General features: G+C 73.4%; 17 protein-coding genes. 10 read left to right on the top strand and 7 right to left on the bottom strand.

Annotated features, from left to right (window positions below; all coding sequences use genetic code 11):
• Window positions 1–71: 71 nt before the first annotated feature.
• Window positions 72–515 (bottom strand): SPW repeat protein, encoded by a 444-nt coding sequence (locus Sdi02f_RS27535; protein ID WP_030403854.1) that lies wholly within the window; start codon window positions 513–515, stop codon window positions 72–74.
• Window positions 516–774: 259 nt separating this feature from the next.
• Between Sdi02f_RS27535 and Sdi02f_RS36895 the strand changes: the two genes are divergently transcribed.
• The 7 genes from Sdi02f_RS36895 (at window position 775) to Sdi02f_RS27565 (ending at window position 6,652) form a co-directional block, all read left to right on the top strand.
• Window positions 775–858: a putative leader peptide gene (locus tag Sdi02f_RS36895; RefSeq protein WP_350891961.1), complete on the top strand. Its 84-nt coding sequence runs from the start codon at window positions 775–777 to the stop codon at window positions 856–858.
• Window positions 859–1,077: 219 nt separating this feature from the next.
• Window positions 1,078–1,638, top strand: a complete 561-nt coding sequence (gene ssuE, locus Sdi02f_RS27540; RefSeq protein ID WP_030403855.1) for an NADPH-dependent FMN reductase — start codon at window positions 1,078–1,080, stop codon at window positions 1,636–1,638.
• A gap of 89 nt (window positions 1,639–1,727) precedes the next feature.
• A complete protein-coding gene (locus tag Sdi02f_RS27545; protein ID WP_108934210.1) occupies window positions 1,728–2,924 on the top strand; it encodes an LLM class flavin-dependent oxidoreductase in 1,197 nt (398 codons plus the stop codon).
• Between the two features lie 146 nt (window positions 2,925–3,070).
• The gene (locus Sdi02f_RS27550; protein ID WP_031081350.1) at window positions 3,071–3,961 is read left to right on the top strand and encodes a glycoside hydrolase family 19 protein; all 891 of its coding nucleotides are present in this window, start codon (window positions 3,071–3,073) and stop codon (window positions 3,959–3,961) included.
• Between the two features lie 28 nt (window positions 3,962–3,989).
• A complete protein-coding gene (locus tag Sdi02f_RS27555) occupies window positions 3,990–4,889 on the top strand; it encodes an aldo/keto reductase (RefSeq protein ID WP_030403858.1) in 900 nt (299 codons plus the stop codon).
• 194 nt (window positions 4,890–5,083) lie between these two features.
• Window positions 5,084–5,479: a VOC family protein gene (locus Sdi02f_RS27560; RefSeq protein ID WP_030403859.1), complete on the top strand. Its 396-nt coding sequence runs from the start codon at window positions 5,084–5,086 to the stop codon at window positions 5,477–5,479.
• A gap of 75 nt (window positions 5,480–5,554) precedes the next feature.
• Window positions 5,555–6,652, top strand: coding sequence for an adenosine deaminase (locus Sdi02f_RS27565; RefSeq protein WP_030403860.1), 1,098 nt, complete (start codon window positions 5,555–5,557; stop codon window positions 6,650–6,652).
• Here Sdi02f_RS27565 and Sdi02f_RS27570 read toward each other — a convergent pair.
• Together Sdi02f_RS27570 and Sdi02f_RS27575 are read right to left on the bottom strand one after the other, a co-directional pair.
• Window positions 6,616–7,131 carry a mycothiol transferase gene (locus Sdi02f_RS27570; RefSeq protein WP_030403861.1) on the bottom strand — a complete coding sequence of 172 codons (516 nt, stop codon included), beginning with the start codon at window positions 7,129–7,131 and terminating at the stop codon, window positions 6,616–6,618. The two genes, Sdi02f_RS27565 and Sdi02f_RS27570, sit on opposite strands and share 37 nt — an antisense overlap.
• Before the next feature lie 69 nt (window positions 7,132–7,200).
• Complete coding sequence (locus Sdi02f_RS27575) at window positions 7,201–8,085, bottom strand: LysR family transcriptional regulator (protein ID WP_030403862.1); 885 nt, start codon at window positions 8,083–8,085, stop codon at window positions 7,201–7,203.
• 127 nt (window positions 8,086–8,212) lie between these two features.
• On the opposite strand from Sdi02f_RS27575, the gene mgrA reads away from it, so the two are divergent.
• Window positions 8,213–9,205, top strand: coding sequence for an L-glyceraldehyde 3-phosphate reductase (gene mgrA / locus Sdi02f_RS27580; protein WP_030403863.1), 993 nt, complete (start codon window positions 8,213–8,215; stop codon window positions 9,203–9,205).
• An 86-nt stretch (window positions 9,206–9,291) separates the two neighbouring features.
• On the opposite strand, the gene Sdi02f_RS27585 is transcribed toward mgrA, so the two are convergent.
• Window positions 9,292–9,672, bottom strand: a complete 381-nt coding sequence (locus Sdi02f_RS27585) for a nuclear transport factor 2 family protein (RefSeq protein ID WP_030403864.1) — start codon at window positions 9,670–9,672, stop codon at window positions 9,292–9,294.
• Window positions 9,673–9,995: 323 nt separating this feature from the next.
• Between Sdi02f_RS27585 and Sdi02f_RS27590 the strand changes: the two genes are divergently transcribed.
• On the top strand, window positions 9,996–10,406 hold the full coding sequence (locus Sdi02f_RS27590) for a hypothetical protein (RefSeq protein WP_030403865.1): 411 nt from the start codon (window positions 9,996–9,998) through the stop codon (window positions 10,404–10,406).
• A 35-nt stretch (window positions 10,407–10,441) separates the two neighbouring features.
• On the opposite strand, the gene Sdi02f_RS27595 is transcribed toward Sdi02f_RS27590, so the two are convergent.
• From Sdi02f_RS27595 to Sdi02f_RS27605, 3 genes are all read right to left on the bottom strand, one after another.
• The gene (locus Sdi02f_RS27595; RefSeq protein ID WP_030403866.1) at window positions 10,442–11,716 is read right to left on the bottom strand and encodes a streptophobe family protein; all 1,275 of its coding nucleotides are present in this window, start codon (window positions 11,714–11,716) and stop codon (window positions 10,442–10,444) included.
• Between the two features lie 142 nt (window positions 11,717–11,858).
• Window positions 11,859–12,332: a PRC-barrel domain-containing protein gene (locus Sdi02f_RS27600; RefSeq protein ID WP_053639776.1), complete on the bottom strand. Its 474-nt coding sequence runs from the start codon at window positions 12,330–12,332 to the stop codon at window positions 11,859–11,861.
• On the bottom strand, window positions 12,329–12,913 hold the full coding sequence (locus tag Sdi02f_RS27605) for a PRC-barrel domain-containing protein (RefSeq protein ID WP_108934211.1): 585 nt from the start codon (window positions 12,911–12,913) through the stop codon (window positions 12,329–12,331). The genes Sdi02f_RS27600 and Sdi02f_RS27605 overlap by 4 nt, the downstream gene beginning before the upstream one ends.
• Window positions 12,914–13,082: 169 nt before the next feature.
• On the opposite strand from Sdi02f_RS27605, the gene Sdi02f_RS27610 reads away from it, so the two are divergent.
• The gene (locus Sdi02f_RS27610) at window positions 13,083–13,538 is read left to right on the top strand and encodes an ATP-binding protein (protein ID WP_053639774.1); all 456 of its coding nucleotides are present in this window, start codon (window positions 13,083–13,085) and stop codon (window positions 13,536–13,538) included.
• The last annotated feature ends 39 nt before the right edge of the window (window positions 13,539–13,577 follow it).

Genomic DNA, 13,577 nt, shown 5'->3' on the forward strand with positions numbered 1-13,577 from the left:
AGGGGTGCGGGCACAGGCGACGGGCCGGTCCGCGCGTGCGGACCGGCCCGTGCCGTCTCCTTCCGGTGCGTCTAGTGCCTGTGCGGGGCGCTCCGCACAGCCGTGCCGGCGCATGCCATGCCCAGGATCACGGCCAGGGCTCCGATGACGACGTTGTTCCAGATGACGCCGGCGTCCGGGTTCGTGCCGACGATCCACGGGGAGATGATCATCCACACGCCGATCGCGCACATGGCCCAGCTCAGGCCGTACATGCGCTCAGGGGCGCGGGTGAATCCGAGGGCCAGCAGGCCGATGGCGACGCCCACGATCACGTTGTGGGCCACCAGCGGGGGCTGGCTGGCGGTGAAGTGGAGTATCCACGGGGACACGGCACAGTACAGGCCGAGCAGGAACACCGGCCCGTCCATGAGTGCCACGTCGCGACCACCGAGCACGCGCGCGTAACGCGCCTGCATTTCCGGCGCGTCCGGGTGGCTGGTGAGGTCGCCTCGGGAGTGTGAGACGTGGGCCATGAGTCGTCTCCTTCGGGTTGCAGGGCCATCCGCTTCTGATGCGGTGCGCGATAGCGACCCATAAGTCCATTCTGCTCTTATTGCGCGTTTATGTGTAGAGGTGGGTGGCCCGGGATCTCCCCGTGGTGCGCGAGCGCCGGCCGGAGACCGGGTCCGGCCGGTCCGCCGTGTCACGCCCGTGTGAATTCCCGGCCCGGCAGCCCGCGACCGGTCCCGTTCTCCTTGACCGTCCTCGGCGGTGGCTGCCACGATCGTCGGCATGACCACGCGACCGGACCTCACGCGGCGACGCCACGTCGACCTCGCGCGCGTCTCCAGCGCCTCCTGTCGCACCGCGGCCTGATCCCGCCGATCCGCCGCCCGCTCCCCGCCCCGCCGTACCGCCCCGGCACCCGCCGCCCGCGGACGGCTCTCCGCACCGCCTGATCCCGGCCCCCCGGCCGGCCGGCCGCGCCCGGTGCTTCCGAGTGCGGCCGACGCACTCCCGTGTGCTCCCGCAGGACCCCCGCGGGAGGCCCCCGCCGGGCCGTCCGTCGCGCCCGCCTTCCCGAAAAGAGAACCCATGGCCACCGTCCTGTCCGTCTCCGGCAGTCCGTCCGCCTCCTCCCGCACCAACCGGCTGCTGCGCCACCTCGACGTCCGGCTGACGGCACAGGGCCACGAGGTGATCCCGCTCGACGTCCGTACCGTCCCCGCCCAGGCCCTGCTCGGCGCGGACTTCAGGCATCCCGCGATCAGTGAGGCCGCAGAACTGTTCGCCCGCGCCGACGGCGTCGTCGTCGGCACCCCCGTCTACAAGGCGTCGTACTCCGGTGTCCTGAAGGCCCTGCTCGACCTCCTGCCGCAGTACGCCCTCACCGGCAAGGCCGTGCTGCCGCTGGCCACCGGCGGGTCCACCGCCCACGTCCTGGCGATCGACTACGCGCTGCGCCCGGTGCTCACCTCCATGGGCGCGGCGCACGTCGTGCAGGGCTGGTTCACCCTGGACCGGGACATCGCGGTCCACGAGGACGGCACGGTCACCGTCGCCCCGGGTGCCGCGGAGGCCCTCGGCCAGGTGGTCGACCAGTTCTCGGCGGCCCTCGGCGCCCGACCCGCCCCCGCGCTGGCCGCGGCGGGCTGAGCCGCCCGCGCCCCGCCTCGCTCCGCGGCGCGGCACCCGTCCGGCCCCGGCGGGTCGCCCACCGTGTCCACCTCGCGAACGGAGCCCCCGTGTCCGCCCTCACCTTCCACTGGTTCCTGCCCACCAGCGGCGACAGCCGCGACGTCGTCGGGGGCGGCCACGGCGCCCCCGCCACCGTCTCCGGGCGCAACCGGCCGCCGACGGTGGCCTATCTGACCCAGATCGCCCGCGCCGCCGAGGACCTCGGTTTCGTCGCCGCGCTCACCCCGACCGGCGCCTGGTGCGAGGACGCGTGGCTGACCACCGCGATGGTCTCCCAGGCAACCGAACGGCTGAAGTTCCTGGTCGCCTTCCGGCCCGGGTTCGTCTCGCCCACGCTCGCCGCGCAGATGGCGTCCACTTTCCAGCGGCAGACCGGCGGACGGCTCCTGCTGAACGTCGTCACCGGCGGCGAGAGCCGCGAGCAGCGGGCCTACGGGGACTTCCTGGACAAGGACGCCCGCTACCGCCGTACCGGCGAATTCCTGCATGTCGTACGGGAGTTGTGGGCGGGCAGGACGGTCGACCTGCGGGGTGAGCACCTGAGTGTCGAGGACGCGAAGCTGGTGCGGCTGCCCGATCCCGTGCCCGAGGTGTACTTCGGCGGCTCCTCGCCGGCCGCCGGGGAGGTGGCCGCGCGGCACGTCGACGTGTACCTCACCTGGGGCGAGCCGCCCGAGCAGGTGGCCGGCAAGATCGCCCGGCTACGGGCACTGGCCGCGCAGGAGGGCCGCACCCTGCGCTTCGGCATCCGGCTGCACGTCATCACCCGGGACGGCGCGCGGCAGGCCTGGGCCGAGGCGCACCGGTTGCTCGACGGCTTCGACCCCCAGACCGTGCGGGCGGTGCAGGAGGGCCTCGCCCGCAGCGAGTCCGAGGGGCAGCGGCGCATGCTGGCCCTGCACGGAGGCTCCCGCGACGCCCTGGAGATCCACCCCAACCTGTGGGCCGGCATCGGCCTGGTGCGCGGCGGCGCGGGCACCGCGCTGGTCGGCAGCCACGACGAGGTCGCGGACCGGATCGCCGAGTACCACGCCCTGGGCATCGACGAGTTCGTCCTCTCCGGCTACCCGCACCTGGAGGAGGCCTACTGGTTCGGCGAGGGCGTCCTGCCGCGCCTCGCCGCCCGGGGGCTGTGGCGTCACCCGGCCCGAGTGCCCGCCGGGCGCGACCGGGCCCCCTGCCGGTCGCCGTCCAGGGCCGACCCGTCGGGCGGGGTGCGGGGTTGCTTTGGTCTACACCCTTGACTGGTACATACCAAAGCGGTTGAGTGTGCCCCACACCCCCCTCCACGGCCGCCCCCACGCCGTGGCCGGCCCGGCCGGCACGCGCGCACCAGGTTCCGCCCCGTCCCGGCACGGGAGCGGCCGTGCTCCGCAGAAGGAGACGACCTGTGTCGAGGCGCCGTACATCCGCTCTGGTGACCGCACTCGCCCTCGCGGGCGCCGTGCCGTTGCTCATGCCCGCCAACGAGGCGTCGGCCGCCGCCTGTTCGAGCTACCCGGCCTGGTCGGCCGGCGCGAACTACAACGCCGGCGACATCGTCCGCTACACCGACGGCAAGGCCTACATCGCCGAGCACGCCAACCCGGGCTACGACCCGCTCATCAGCACCTGGTACTGGGACCCGTACGCGTGCGACGGCGGCTCGCAGACGCCGGTGGGCAACTTCGTGGTCAGCGAGGCCCAGTTCAACCAGATGTTCCCGGGCCGGAACCCCTTCTACACCTACAGCGGCCTCACGGCCGCGCTGAGCGCCTACCCCGGCTTCGCAAACACCGGCAGCGACACCACCAAGAAGCAGGAGGCCGCGGCCTTCCTCGCCAACGTCAGCCACGAGACCGGCGGCCTGGTGCACATCGTCGAGCAGAACACCGCCAACTACCCGCACTACTGCGACTGGAACCAGCCCTACGGCTGCCCCGCCGGTCAGGCCGCCTACTACGGACGCGGTCCGATCCAGCTCAGTTGGAACTTCAACTACAAGGCGGCGGGCGACGCGCTCGGCATCGACCTGCTGAACAACCCCTGGCTGGTGCAGAACGACGCGGCCGTCGCCTGGAAGACCGGCCTGTGGTACTGGAACACCCAGTCCGGGCCGGGCACCATGACGGCCCACAACGCGATGGTCAACGGTGCGGGCTTCGGCCAGACCATCCGCTCCATCAACGGCTCGCTGGAGTGCGACGGCAGGAACCCGGCCCAGGTCCAGAGCCGGGTCACCAAGTACCAGCAGTTCAGCCAGATCCTCGGTGTCTCCCCGGGCGGGAACCTGTACTGCTGACCCTCGCCGGGTGTGCGAAACTCCGCCGATGACCTCGGAAACGATCACCGCGGAGTCCTCCGGCACCTGGCGCCTCGGCGACCTGCCCGTCCGCCGCGTCGGCCTCGGCGCGATGCGGCTGACGGGCAGTGCCGCCTTCCACCTCGGCACCCCGAGCGACCGCGAACGCTCCCTCGCCGTACTGCGCCGCGCCGTCGAACTCGGCGTCAACCACATCGACACGGCCGCCTTCTACTTCTCCTCCCTGCGCTCCGCCAACGAACTGATCAACAGCGCGCTCGCGCCCTACGCCGACGACCTCGTCGTCGCCACCAAGGTCGGCCCGTACCGCGACTGGTCGGGGGAGTGGGGGACCTCCGCCCGCCCCGAGGACCTGCGTGCCCACGTCGAGGAGAACCTGCGCCAGCTCGGCCGCGACCACCTCGACGTCGTCTACCTGCGCCGCATGCGCCAGGACTCGGTCGCCGAGCACTTCGGCGCCCTGGCCGAGCTGCGCGAGGCCGGACTGATCCGCCACCTCGGCCTGTCCGACGTGGAGCCCCGGCACCTGGCCGAGGCCCAGGCCGTCGCGCCGGTGGTGAGCGTCCAGAACCGGTACGGCCTCGGCTTCCACGATCCCGCCACCGACGCGCTCCTCGCCCAGTGCCGCGCCCAGGGCATCGCCTTCGTGCCGTTCTTCGCCATCGCCGGCGAGGCCGGGCCGCGGGGCGCGGGTACGGCGCACGACGAGGAGGTGCGCGCGGTGGCCCGCGCGCACGGGGCGAGCCCGGCGCAGGTCCGGATCGCCTGGACCCTGCACCAGGGCCCGCACGTCCTCGCCATTCCCGGCACCGGCAACCCCGAGCACCTCGCCGAGAACGTCGCCGCGGGCGCGCTCCGCCTCACCGACGAGGAAGTGGCACGGCTGGACGGCGCCCGCACGGGCTGACCCCCGCCCGCGGGCCGATCCGTGCCTGCACGGGCCGACCCCGCCCGGACTGGACGATCCGCCGTGCACGGGCCGACCCCGCCCGCACGGGCCGATCCGCCGTGAACGGCGCCGGTCCTCCAAGCGGGAGACTTGGCGTCCGGTGAGTTTTACGTATAACCTCTCCCGTCAATCGCCCGTCCCGGAAGGTGCCGATGACACGCATCGCCCTGGTCGCCCTCGTCGTCGACGACTACGACGAGGCGATCCGCTTCTACACCGAGGCCCTCGGCTTCCGCCTCGCCGAGGACACGCCCCGGCCCGACGGCTCCCGCTGGGTCGTCGTCGAGCCCGGCGCCCCGGGTACGGGCACCGCCCTGCTGCTGGCCCGCGCCAAGGGCGAGACCCAGCGGGCCCGGATCGGCGACCAGACCGGCGGGCGTGTCGGGTTCTTCCTGTACACCGACGACTTCGCCCGCGACCACGCCCGCATGGCCGCCGCGGGCGTGACCTTCCTGGAGGAGCCCCGCCACGAGCCCTACGGCTCGGTCGCCGTCTTCCAGGACCTGTACGGCAACCGCTGGGACCTGCTCCAGCCGGCAGCCCCGTGATCCGTCCCCGTCCGTAACCCCCTTTCGCGAACCATCCCCGTCTTCACGCACCGAACCGCCGAGGAACCGCCGCACATGTCATCTACGCGCATAGACACCGAGACCCTCCGCCGCCTCCCCAAGGCGGTCCTGCACGACCACCTCGACGGCGGCCTGCGCCCCGCCACCGTCGTGGAACTCGCCGCCTCCGTCGGCCACGCCCTGCCCACCACCGACCCCGACGAGCTGGCCGCCTGGTACTACGAGGCCGCCAACTCCGGTGACTTGGTGCGCTACATCGCCACCTTCGAGCACACCCTCGCCGTGCTGCAGAACCGCGAGGGCCTGCTGCGCGCCGCCGAGGAGTACGTCCTCGACCTCGCCGCCGACGGCGTGGTCTACGGCGAGGTGCGCTACGCCCCCGAGCTGAACACCCGGGGCGGGCTGTCGATGCGGGAGGTCGTGGAGACCGTCCAGGAGGGTCTGGCCGCCGGCATGGCCAAGGCGGCCGCCGCCGGGACGCCCGTCCGTGTCGGCACCCTGCTCTGCGGCATGCGGATGTTCGACCGGGTCCGCGAGGCCGCCGACCTGGCGGTCGCCTTCCGGGACGCGGGCGTCGTCGGCTTCGACATCGCCGGAGCCGAGGACGGCTTCCCGCCCGCCGACCACCTCGACGCCTTCGCGCACCTGCGGCGCGAGAACGTGCCCTTCACCATCCACGCCGGCGAGGCGCACGGGCTGCCCAGCATCCACCAGGCGCTCCAGGTGTGCGGCGCCCAGCGCATCGGCCACGGCGTGCGCATCACCGACGACATCCCCGACCTCGCCGCCGGCAAGCTCGGCCGGCTCGCCGCCTGGGTGCGCGACCGCCGCGTCGCCCTGGAGATGTGCCCGACCTCCAACCTCCAGACCGGCGCCGCGACCTCGATCGCCGAGCACCCGATCACCGCGCTGAAGGACCTCGGCTTCCGCGTCACCCTCAACACCGACAACCGGCTCGTCTCTGGCACGACGATGACACGCGAGATGTCGCTGCTGGTCGAGCAGGCGGGCTGGAGCGTGGAGGACCTGCGCACGGTGACGGTGAACGCCCTCAAGAGCGCCTTCGCCCCCTTCGAGGAGCGCAACGCTCTCATCCGCGACGTGGTCCTGCCGGGCTACGCGTCCGCGCTCCGCACCAGCCCGCGCACGTAGGCGGCCTGTCCGACGTGCTGGAGATCGTCGGACAGGACGCTGACCAGCCGCACGGCGAGCGTGACCGGCGGGTCCCAGTTGTCGTCGACGACCCGCTCCAGGTCCTGCGCGGTCAGCGAGCGCAGGGCCCGGAGCGTCTGCTCGTGCACCGCGTCGTAGTAGCCGGTCAGCAGGCCGGCGGAGTCGACCCGCACCTTGGCGACCTTCGCGGAGCTGTGCCCGTACCCGGTGTCGTCGCGGGGCAGCCCGAGGCCGAAGCGCTTCTCCCACTCCCCGGACAGCCACACCTGGTCGAGCCCGAAGGCGTCGGCGACATGGTCGTCCTGGACGCGGGTGAGGTGCCAGACCAGCCAGGCGACGGAGTTGGCGCCGGCGGCGGGGCGGGCGTTCAGGCCGTCGGGGTCCAGGCCCTCGACGGCGGCGTGGACTTCTTCCTGGATGCGGCCGTAGCCCTCGATGAGGATGTCCTTCGCAAGCATGTGTCCACCATCGCGCAGTCCGTGCTCCGGCGCCCGCCGTTCACGCGTCCGCCGTTCACGGTCCGCCGTTCACGTGCCCGCCGTCTCCAGCAGCCCCATCAGCGCCCGGGCCGCCGGGCTGGTCGCCTGCGCGGGCGGCAGCAGCGCGATGGTCTCGTACTCCGTCCCGTCCGCGTCCTTGAGCGGCAGCGAGGTCAGCGCGGCGCGCTTGTGCCGGAAGTGGCGCGGGACGACCGCGATGCCGAGGTTCTCGTCGATCAGGTCGAGCAGCCCGTGCACGTCGTTCACCTCCAGCGGCACGGTCCGCCGTACGCCCGCCGCGGCGAAGACGGCGTCGGTGACGCGGCGCGGACCCCAGTCCGGGTGGAAGTCGACGAAGACCTCGTCGGCGAGGTCGTGCGGGGTGAGTACCGCGCCGTCCGCGACGAGCCGGTGGTCCGGGTGGCACAGCACCGTCATCGGCTCGCCGGCCAGCGACACCGAGCGCAACTGGTCCGTGTCCGCCTGGGTGCGGTAGGCGAAGGCCAGGTCGAGCCGTCCCGCCGCGACCTCCTCCGCCAGTTCCCCGGAGCCCGCCTGCCGCAGCCGGATCTCCACGTCGGGATGGCGCCGCCGGAAGCCGGCCAGCAGCCCGGCCACCGGCACCCCGGCGATGCACTGCTCGGCGCCCAGGGACAGGGTCCCGCGCAGCACCCCCTGCACCGCGGCGACCGCCTCGTGCGCCGACCGCACCTGGGCGAGGATCCGCCGTGCCTCCTCCAGCAGCGCCCGCCCCGCCTCCGTCAGCGTCACCCGGCGGGTCGTGCGCACGAACAGCGGCGCCCGCAGCTCCCGCTCCAGCGCCCGGATCGACGCCGACAGCCCGGACTGGGACACCAGCAGGCGTTCCGCCGCCCGGGTGAAGTGCTGGTCCTCGGCGACCGCCACGAAGTGCTGGAGATGACGCAGTTCCATGATTGAGAAGCCTAACCGCGCAATCCCATCGGATTCTTCTGTTGGACCACTGTCCGCAGGTCAGGGGAGAGTGGAGGGCGGTTCCGCCCAAGCCCCGTACTCCGGGGCCAACCCCTCTGGAGTCGCGTTGTACACCGCACACCCCGACCGCTACGCGGAGATGCCCTACCGGCGCACCGGACGCAGCGGCCTGAAGCTCCCCGCGCTCTCGCTCGGCCTGTGGCACAACTTCGGCCCGGACCGCCCCGTCGAGACCCAGCGCGCCATCCTCCGCCGCGCCTTCGACCTCGGCGTCACCCACTTCGACCTCGCCAACAACTACGGCCCGCCCCCCGGCTCCGCCGAGTCCGCGCTCGGCGAGGCCCTCAGGGCCGACTTCGCGCCGTACCGCGACGAGCTGGTGATCTCCACCAAGGCCGGCTATCTGATGTGGCCCGGCCCGTACGGCGAGTGGGGCTCGCGCAAGTACCTGCTGTCGTCCCTGGACCAGAGCCTGTCCCGGATGGGCCTGGACCACGTCGACATCTTCTACTCGCACCGCCCCGACCCGGACACTCCGCTGGAGGAGACGATGGGCGCCCTGCACACGGCGGTGCAGCAGGGCAAGGCGCTGTACGTCGGCGTCTCCAACTACTCGCCGGAGCAGACCCGCGATGCCGCCCGCATCCTCGCCGGGCTGGGCACCCCGCTGCTGATCCACCAGCCGCGCTACTCCATGCTCGACCGCCGCCCGGAGACCAGCGGCCTGCTCGACACCCTGGACGAGCTGGAGGTCGGCTCCATCGCCTACTCCCCGCTGGAGCAGGGCCTGCTGACCGGCCGCTACCTCGACGGCATCCCGGAGGACTCCCGGGCCGCCGGCGACAGCCCCTTCCTGAACTCCGACGCGGTCACCGAGGAACTGGTCGGCAGGCTGCGGACCCTGAACGGGATCGCCGGGGCCCGCGGCCAGTCACTGGCCCAACTGGCCCTGGCCTGGGTACTGCGCCAGGGCCGGGTGACCTCGGCCCTGGTCGGCGCGAGCAGCCCGCAGCAACTGGAGGACAGCGTCGCGGCCATCGGCAACCTCGACTTCGACGCCGACGAACTGGCCCGCATCGACGAGATCGTCAAGGGCTAGGACTGGGCTAGAACCCCGTCCGGCGGAACCCGTACGCCGGTCCCGGAGGCGCACCGCCTCCGGGACCGGCGCGTGCGCGGATCCGGTCACGCCCCCGCGGGCACCCGGTCCAGGAAGCCGAACACGGACCGGATGCGGCCCTCGTCGTCCAGCGTGATCACGTCGAACCCGGCGACCGGCGCGGCTCCGTCGGTCCCGCTCACCAGCTCCCAGGAGAAGCGCGCCGTGTCGTGGTGCCCGTCGACCGCGCCGGACAGTCGGAAGGAGAAGCCGGGGAACTGCTCGTGCACCGCCGCCACCACGGCCGCGATCTGCTCGTGGCCGCGCACGTCGGCCAGCGGGTCGGTGTACCTCCCGTCCTCCGTCCAGGCCGCGGCGACCGCCTTGGCCACCGCGTCCGGGGCCGCGTTCCAGGCCTCGAGGTAGCGGGCGACGGCGTCCTCGTAACGACGGGTGGATGCGGACATGGCGATCAGCCTCCAATGAGGTGGGTGTGCCGGTCAGAAGCCGGATCCCGGTCTCGGCGACCCGGTACGGCAACCCTGCCCGCACCCGTCCGCGGCGTCGATTACCCCCGGGGTCATGGCGGGCGGCGCGGTATTTCGGCCAACCAGGGCCGTGAATATGCCAGGAGACTGGCCGGAAATTCGTGGTGACAGTGGTTCAGTCGTGAACATACTCACCACTAGGGCCTCTCACACCACGCGACAGTGCCCTCACGCACAGCACACGAGCCGCACGGACGTCATGCCGGACCGGCAGGCGGGCTGGGTGACGGGGGAGGGTAGCAGTGCACGACGAGTTCCTGTGCCATGTCACGGCCTACGGTGTCTGCGACGGCCGGCGCATCGGGGTCCCCCTGGGCACCTACCGGGCGCCCACCCTCGCCCTGGCCCTGTGGTGGCTGCGGGACCGGGCCTCGTGGATCGCGGAACGGCTGGATCCGCAGCCCGACACCCCCCACTTACCGCGCGGCGCCCTGACTCCGGTCGCCGACGACGCGCCCGACGTGCCGCGCATGCTGCGCGCCTGGTGTGCCGACGACGTCCAACAGGAGCAGGTCGCCGAGGAGTTGGCCGCCGGACACCTGGTGCGCGTCGCGACCAGCGACGAGACCACCGAGTACGAGCTGATGGCCGAGTCCGTGGACGCGCTGCGCATGCAGCGGGCCGCCCCGCCGCTGGTCGTCCCCGTCGCCTGAACCCCGTGCCGCCGCGTACGCCGCCCCGACCCGCCTCAGGACCGGACCCTGCCGGACCGCTCGCCCGCCCACCGTGCGAGGAGCGCGCCGAGGAACCCCGCGACCAGCCCCCACAGCAGCGCGAGGCCGACCGCACCCCACAGACGCGGGCGCAGGAACAGCCGCCCGGACAGCCCGCCGCCCAGGTCGCCGATGCCGAGCACCGACAGCCCGAAGTGGGCGTGGATCCGGCCGACGAGACCGATCATGAGGACCGTGAGGGCCAGAGCCACCGCCAGGTGCACCGCGTGCAGCCAGGCCGGCCTGCGGACGGGGGAGCGGGCCGCCATGAGGAACCCGGCCGCCAGAACCAGGACCGCCGCGGCGACCAGGAGCCACCACATCCGGCCGTCGCGTTCGGCGAGCGTGCCCACGTTCACGGTCGAGACGTCCGGCGTGCGCAGCACCTCGTCGAGCACGTGCGGCATCGGCAGCCCGAACGGCCCCTCCACACGCCCGTTCCAGGTCGCGCCGAGGCCGATCGTGAGCGCGGGCCAGGCCAGGTTCGGCAGCCCGAGCAGCAGTACGGCGAAGGTGTCCCCCGCGTGACCCCGCGTCCCGGCGGTGACCAGGGCGACGACGACGCCGACGACCACGTACGCGAGCAGCAGCGCGACCATCGCGTACGCGGCCGGCCGCACCGACGCCCGCAGCCGCGGCAGCCGCCCGGGCAGCGGCACCCAGGCCGTGACCAGGAGGGCGAGCACGAAGACCCCCGCCAGCCACAGCAGTCCGAAGAGGACGGTCAGCGGCACGTCGGTGGTGAAACCGACCGTGGGGGTGACGCCGAACAGGTCACCGAGGTCGCTCAGCAGGCCCTCCCCGAGGGAGACCTCGAAGGTCTGCCGGGCGGCGAACGCCATGCCGAGGAGGGCGAACAGCCACAGGACGGCGATCCGCGCGGCCCAGCCGGCCAGGTCGGGCACGCCGGTCAGGGCACGGCGGCGCAGCGGCCGCAGGAAGCCCCAGGCGGTCACCAGGGCACCGGTCAGGGTGACGGACAGCGGCATCACGGTCAGCCCCGCGTCGGTGGCGGCCAGTTCGCCCGCGTCGCCGGACAGCTCCAGCGCGCCGCCCACGGCGGTGACGACGGTCGCCACGACGACCCGGGGAAAGGCGTCGTCGGGCAGGTCCGCCGCACCGGCCGCCCACAGCCCGAGCGCGGCCACGACCCCCATGGCGACCAGGCCGGCCAGCACCGTGCCCAGGGCCTGCACCCAGCCGTGGCCGGCGGCGGCCCGGCCGGAGGTTCCGGGCGCCTCGGGAGGCACGGGGGGCACGGGGGGCACGGGCGGGGGGTGCGGACTCACGGTGCCACGCTAAGCAGCGGTCGCCGGGCCCGCCCGCCGACTGGGCCGTCCGCGCCGGAGGGGCCCGGGCCGGGGCACGGCTCCGTCCCGGCCCGGCCGGTGTTCAGCCCGCCCGCACGACCAGGGCGTAGTCGCCCAGGCCCCGCAGACGGCCGGCCGGTACTTCGCCGCGGGTGGTGAAGAGGGCGAGGAGGCGGGCGGTCCGGGTGTCGAACGCGACGTCGAGCACCGTGCCGTGCCCGGTGCCCGTGTCGAGGAGGACACGGTGGTCCAGCAGGTCGTGGTGGGCCCGCGGCGCGCCTTCGCACGGGGCGGCGGCCCGGAGACGGACGGCACCCGCCGCGACCGTGTCCACTGCGTCCCAGGGCACCGCCCGCTCCCGGCCGGACCGGCCGATCCGACCGCTCAGGCCGACCCGTCCGCTCAGGCCGACCCGGCCTAAGGCGCCGTCGCGGAACCGCACATGACTCACCGCACCGGAGACGACGTCGACGGTCAGGGACGTCACGGTGCCGAGCGGACCGCCCCCGTCCGCCGCCAGCACCGGCAGCCCGCGCACCTCGGTGAACAGCATCACGGCAGCGCGCCCCTCCCGCGGCCGGGCACACCGGCGACCAGCGCGGTGAGGCCGGGCAGGTCGTCCGCGACGTACCGGACGGCGTCCTCGGGGAGGACCAGGGACCGCCCGGTGACCGTGAGCGTCCCGCCGCGCGGTACGTACACCCGGCGCCGGTGCCGGGTGGGGCCCGGCAGGAACCGACGGCTCGCCGCCACCCGGAAGCCGACGACCCGCCCACCGGTGCCGCCCTCCACGACGACGTCGAGCACCGTGCCGATCTCCGTCCCCGCCTCGGTCACCACCTCCGCACCCAGCAGCCGGGCCCGCAGGCTGTGCCGGTGCGTCGTCAGCGCCGCCGCGTCCACGAGGCCGCGCCGGTCGCGGATCATCACCGCGTCGTGCCCCAGGGCGTACACCGCCCGCCAGGGCAGGCCCTCCCTCAGGGAGCCGGACAGCAGGCCCCGTCCCGTCAGGGTGAAACCGGTGACCGAGCCCGCGGCGGCGTCGCATACGGTGTCCTTGACATGGGCGACGGCATCGCCGCCGAGGGTGACCACCGGCCGGGTGGTGAGGCTTCGTGCGGCCATCAGTTCGTTCATCGCACCCCCTTTGCCCCACCCGCTCGCACACCCTGTCCGCACCCACGGGTTCCCCGCACGACTGTGACGATGCCCGCACTGCGAAGAGACGGGGACTGCGAGGCGCGGCTCGGGGTACGAGGACAGGTGCAGCAGCGTCCGGCCAGTCCGGCTTCCGAGAGAGAAACGCATGACCGAGTACCTGGACGGGGCAGTGATACCGACCGGTTTCGACGTACCCGTTGAACCGCTGAGGCGGGCGGCACACTACTCCGGCGAGCCGGGATGCATAGCGCAGGCGCGGTCCTTCGCCTCGCTCTTCCTCGACCAGCTCAGGACCGAGTGGTGCGCCACGATCGGCCCGCGCTCCGACGGCGCCGTGCTCCTCGTGGTGAGCGAGCTGGTCACCAACGCCGACCGGCACAGCAGGGGGCCGTACATCCTGGAGCTGGAGGGCACGGGCACCTCGGTGGCGGTGACCGTCTACGACAGCAGCCAGGCGACGCCGGAGCGCTTCCCCCGGGACCCCGAGCGCGTCGGCCGGCACGGCCTGGAGATCGTGCACGCCCTGGTGGAGACGGTCGTCGTCGAACGCGTCCCCGTCGGCAAGCGGGTACGCGCCGTGGTGCCCCTCACCGAGGGATGACCGTGGTGCCCCTCGGAGGGGTGAAGGGCACCGTCGGCA

Source organism: Streptomyces ardesiacus (genome assembly GCF_003112575.1).
Classification (GTDB): Bacteria; Actinomycetota; Actinomycetes; order Streptomycetales; family Streptomycetaceae; genus Streptomyces; species Streptomyces ardesiacus.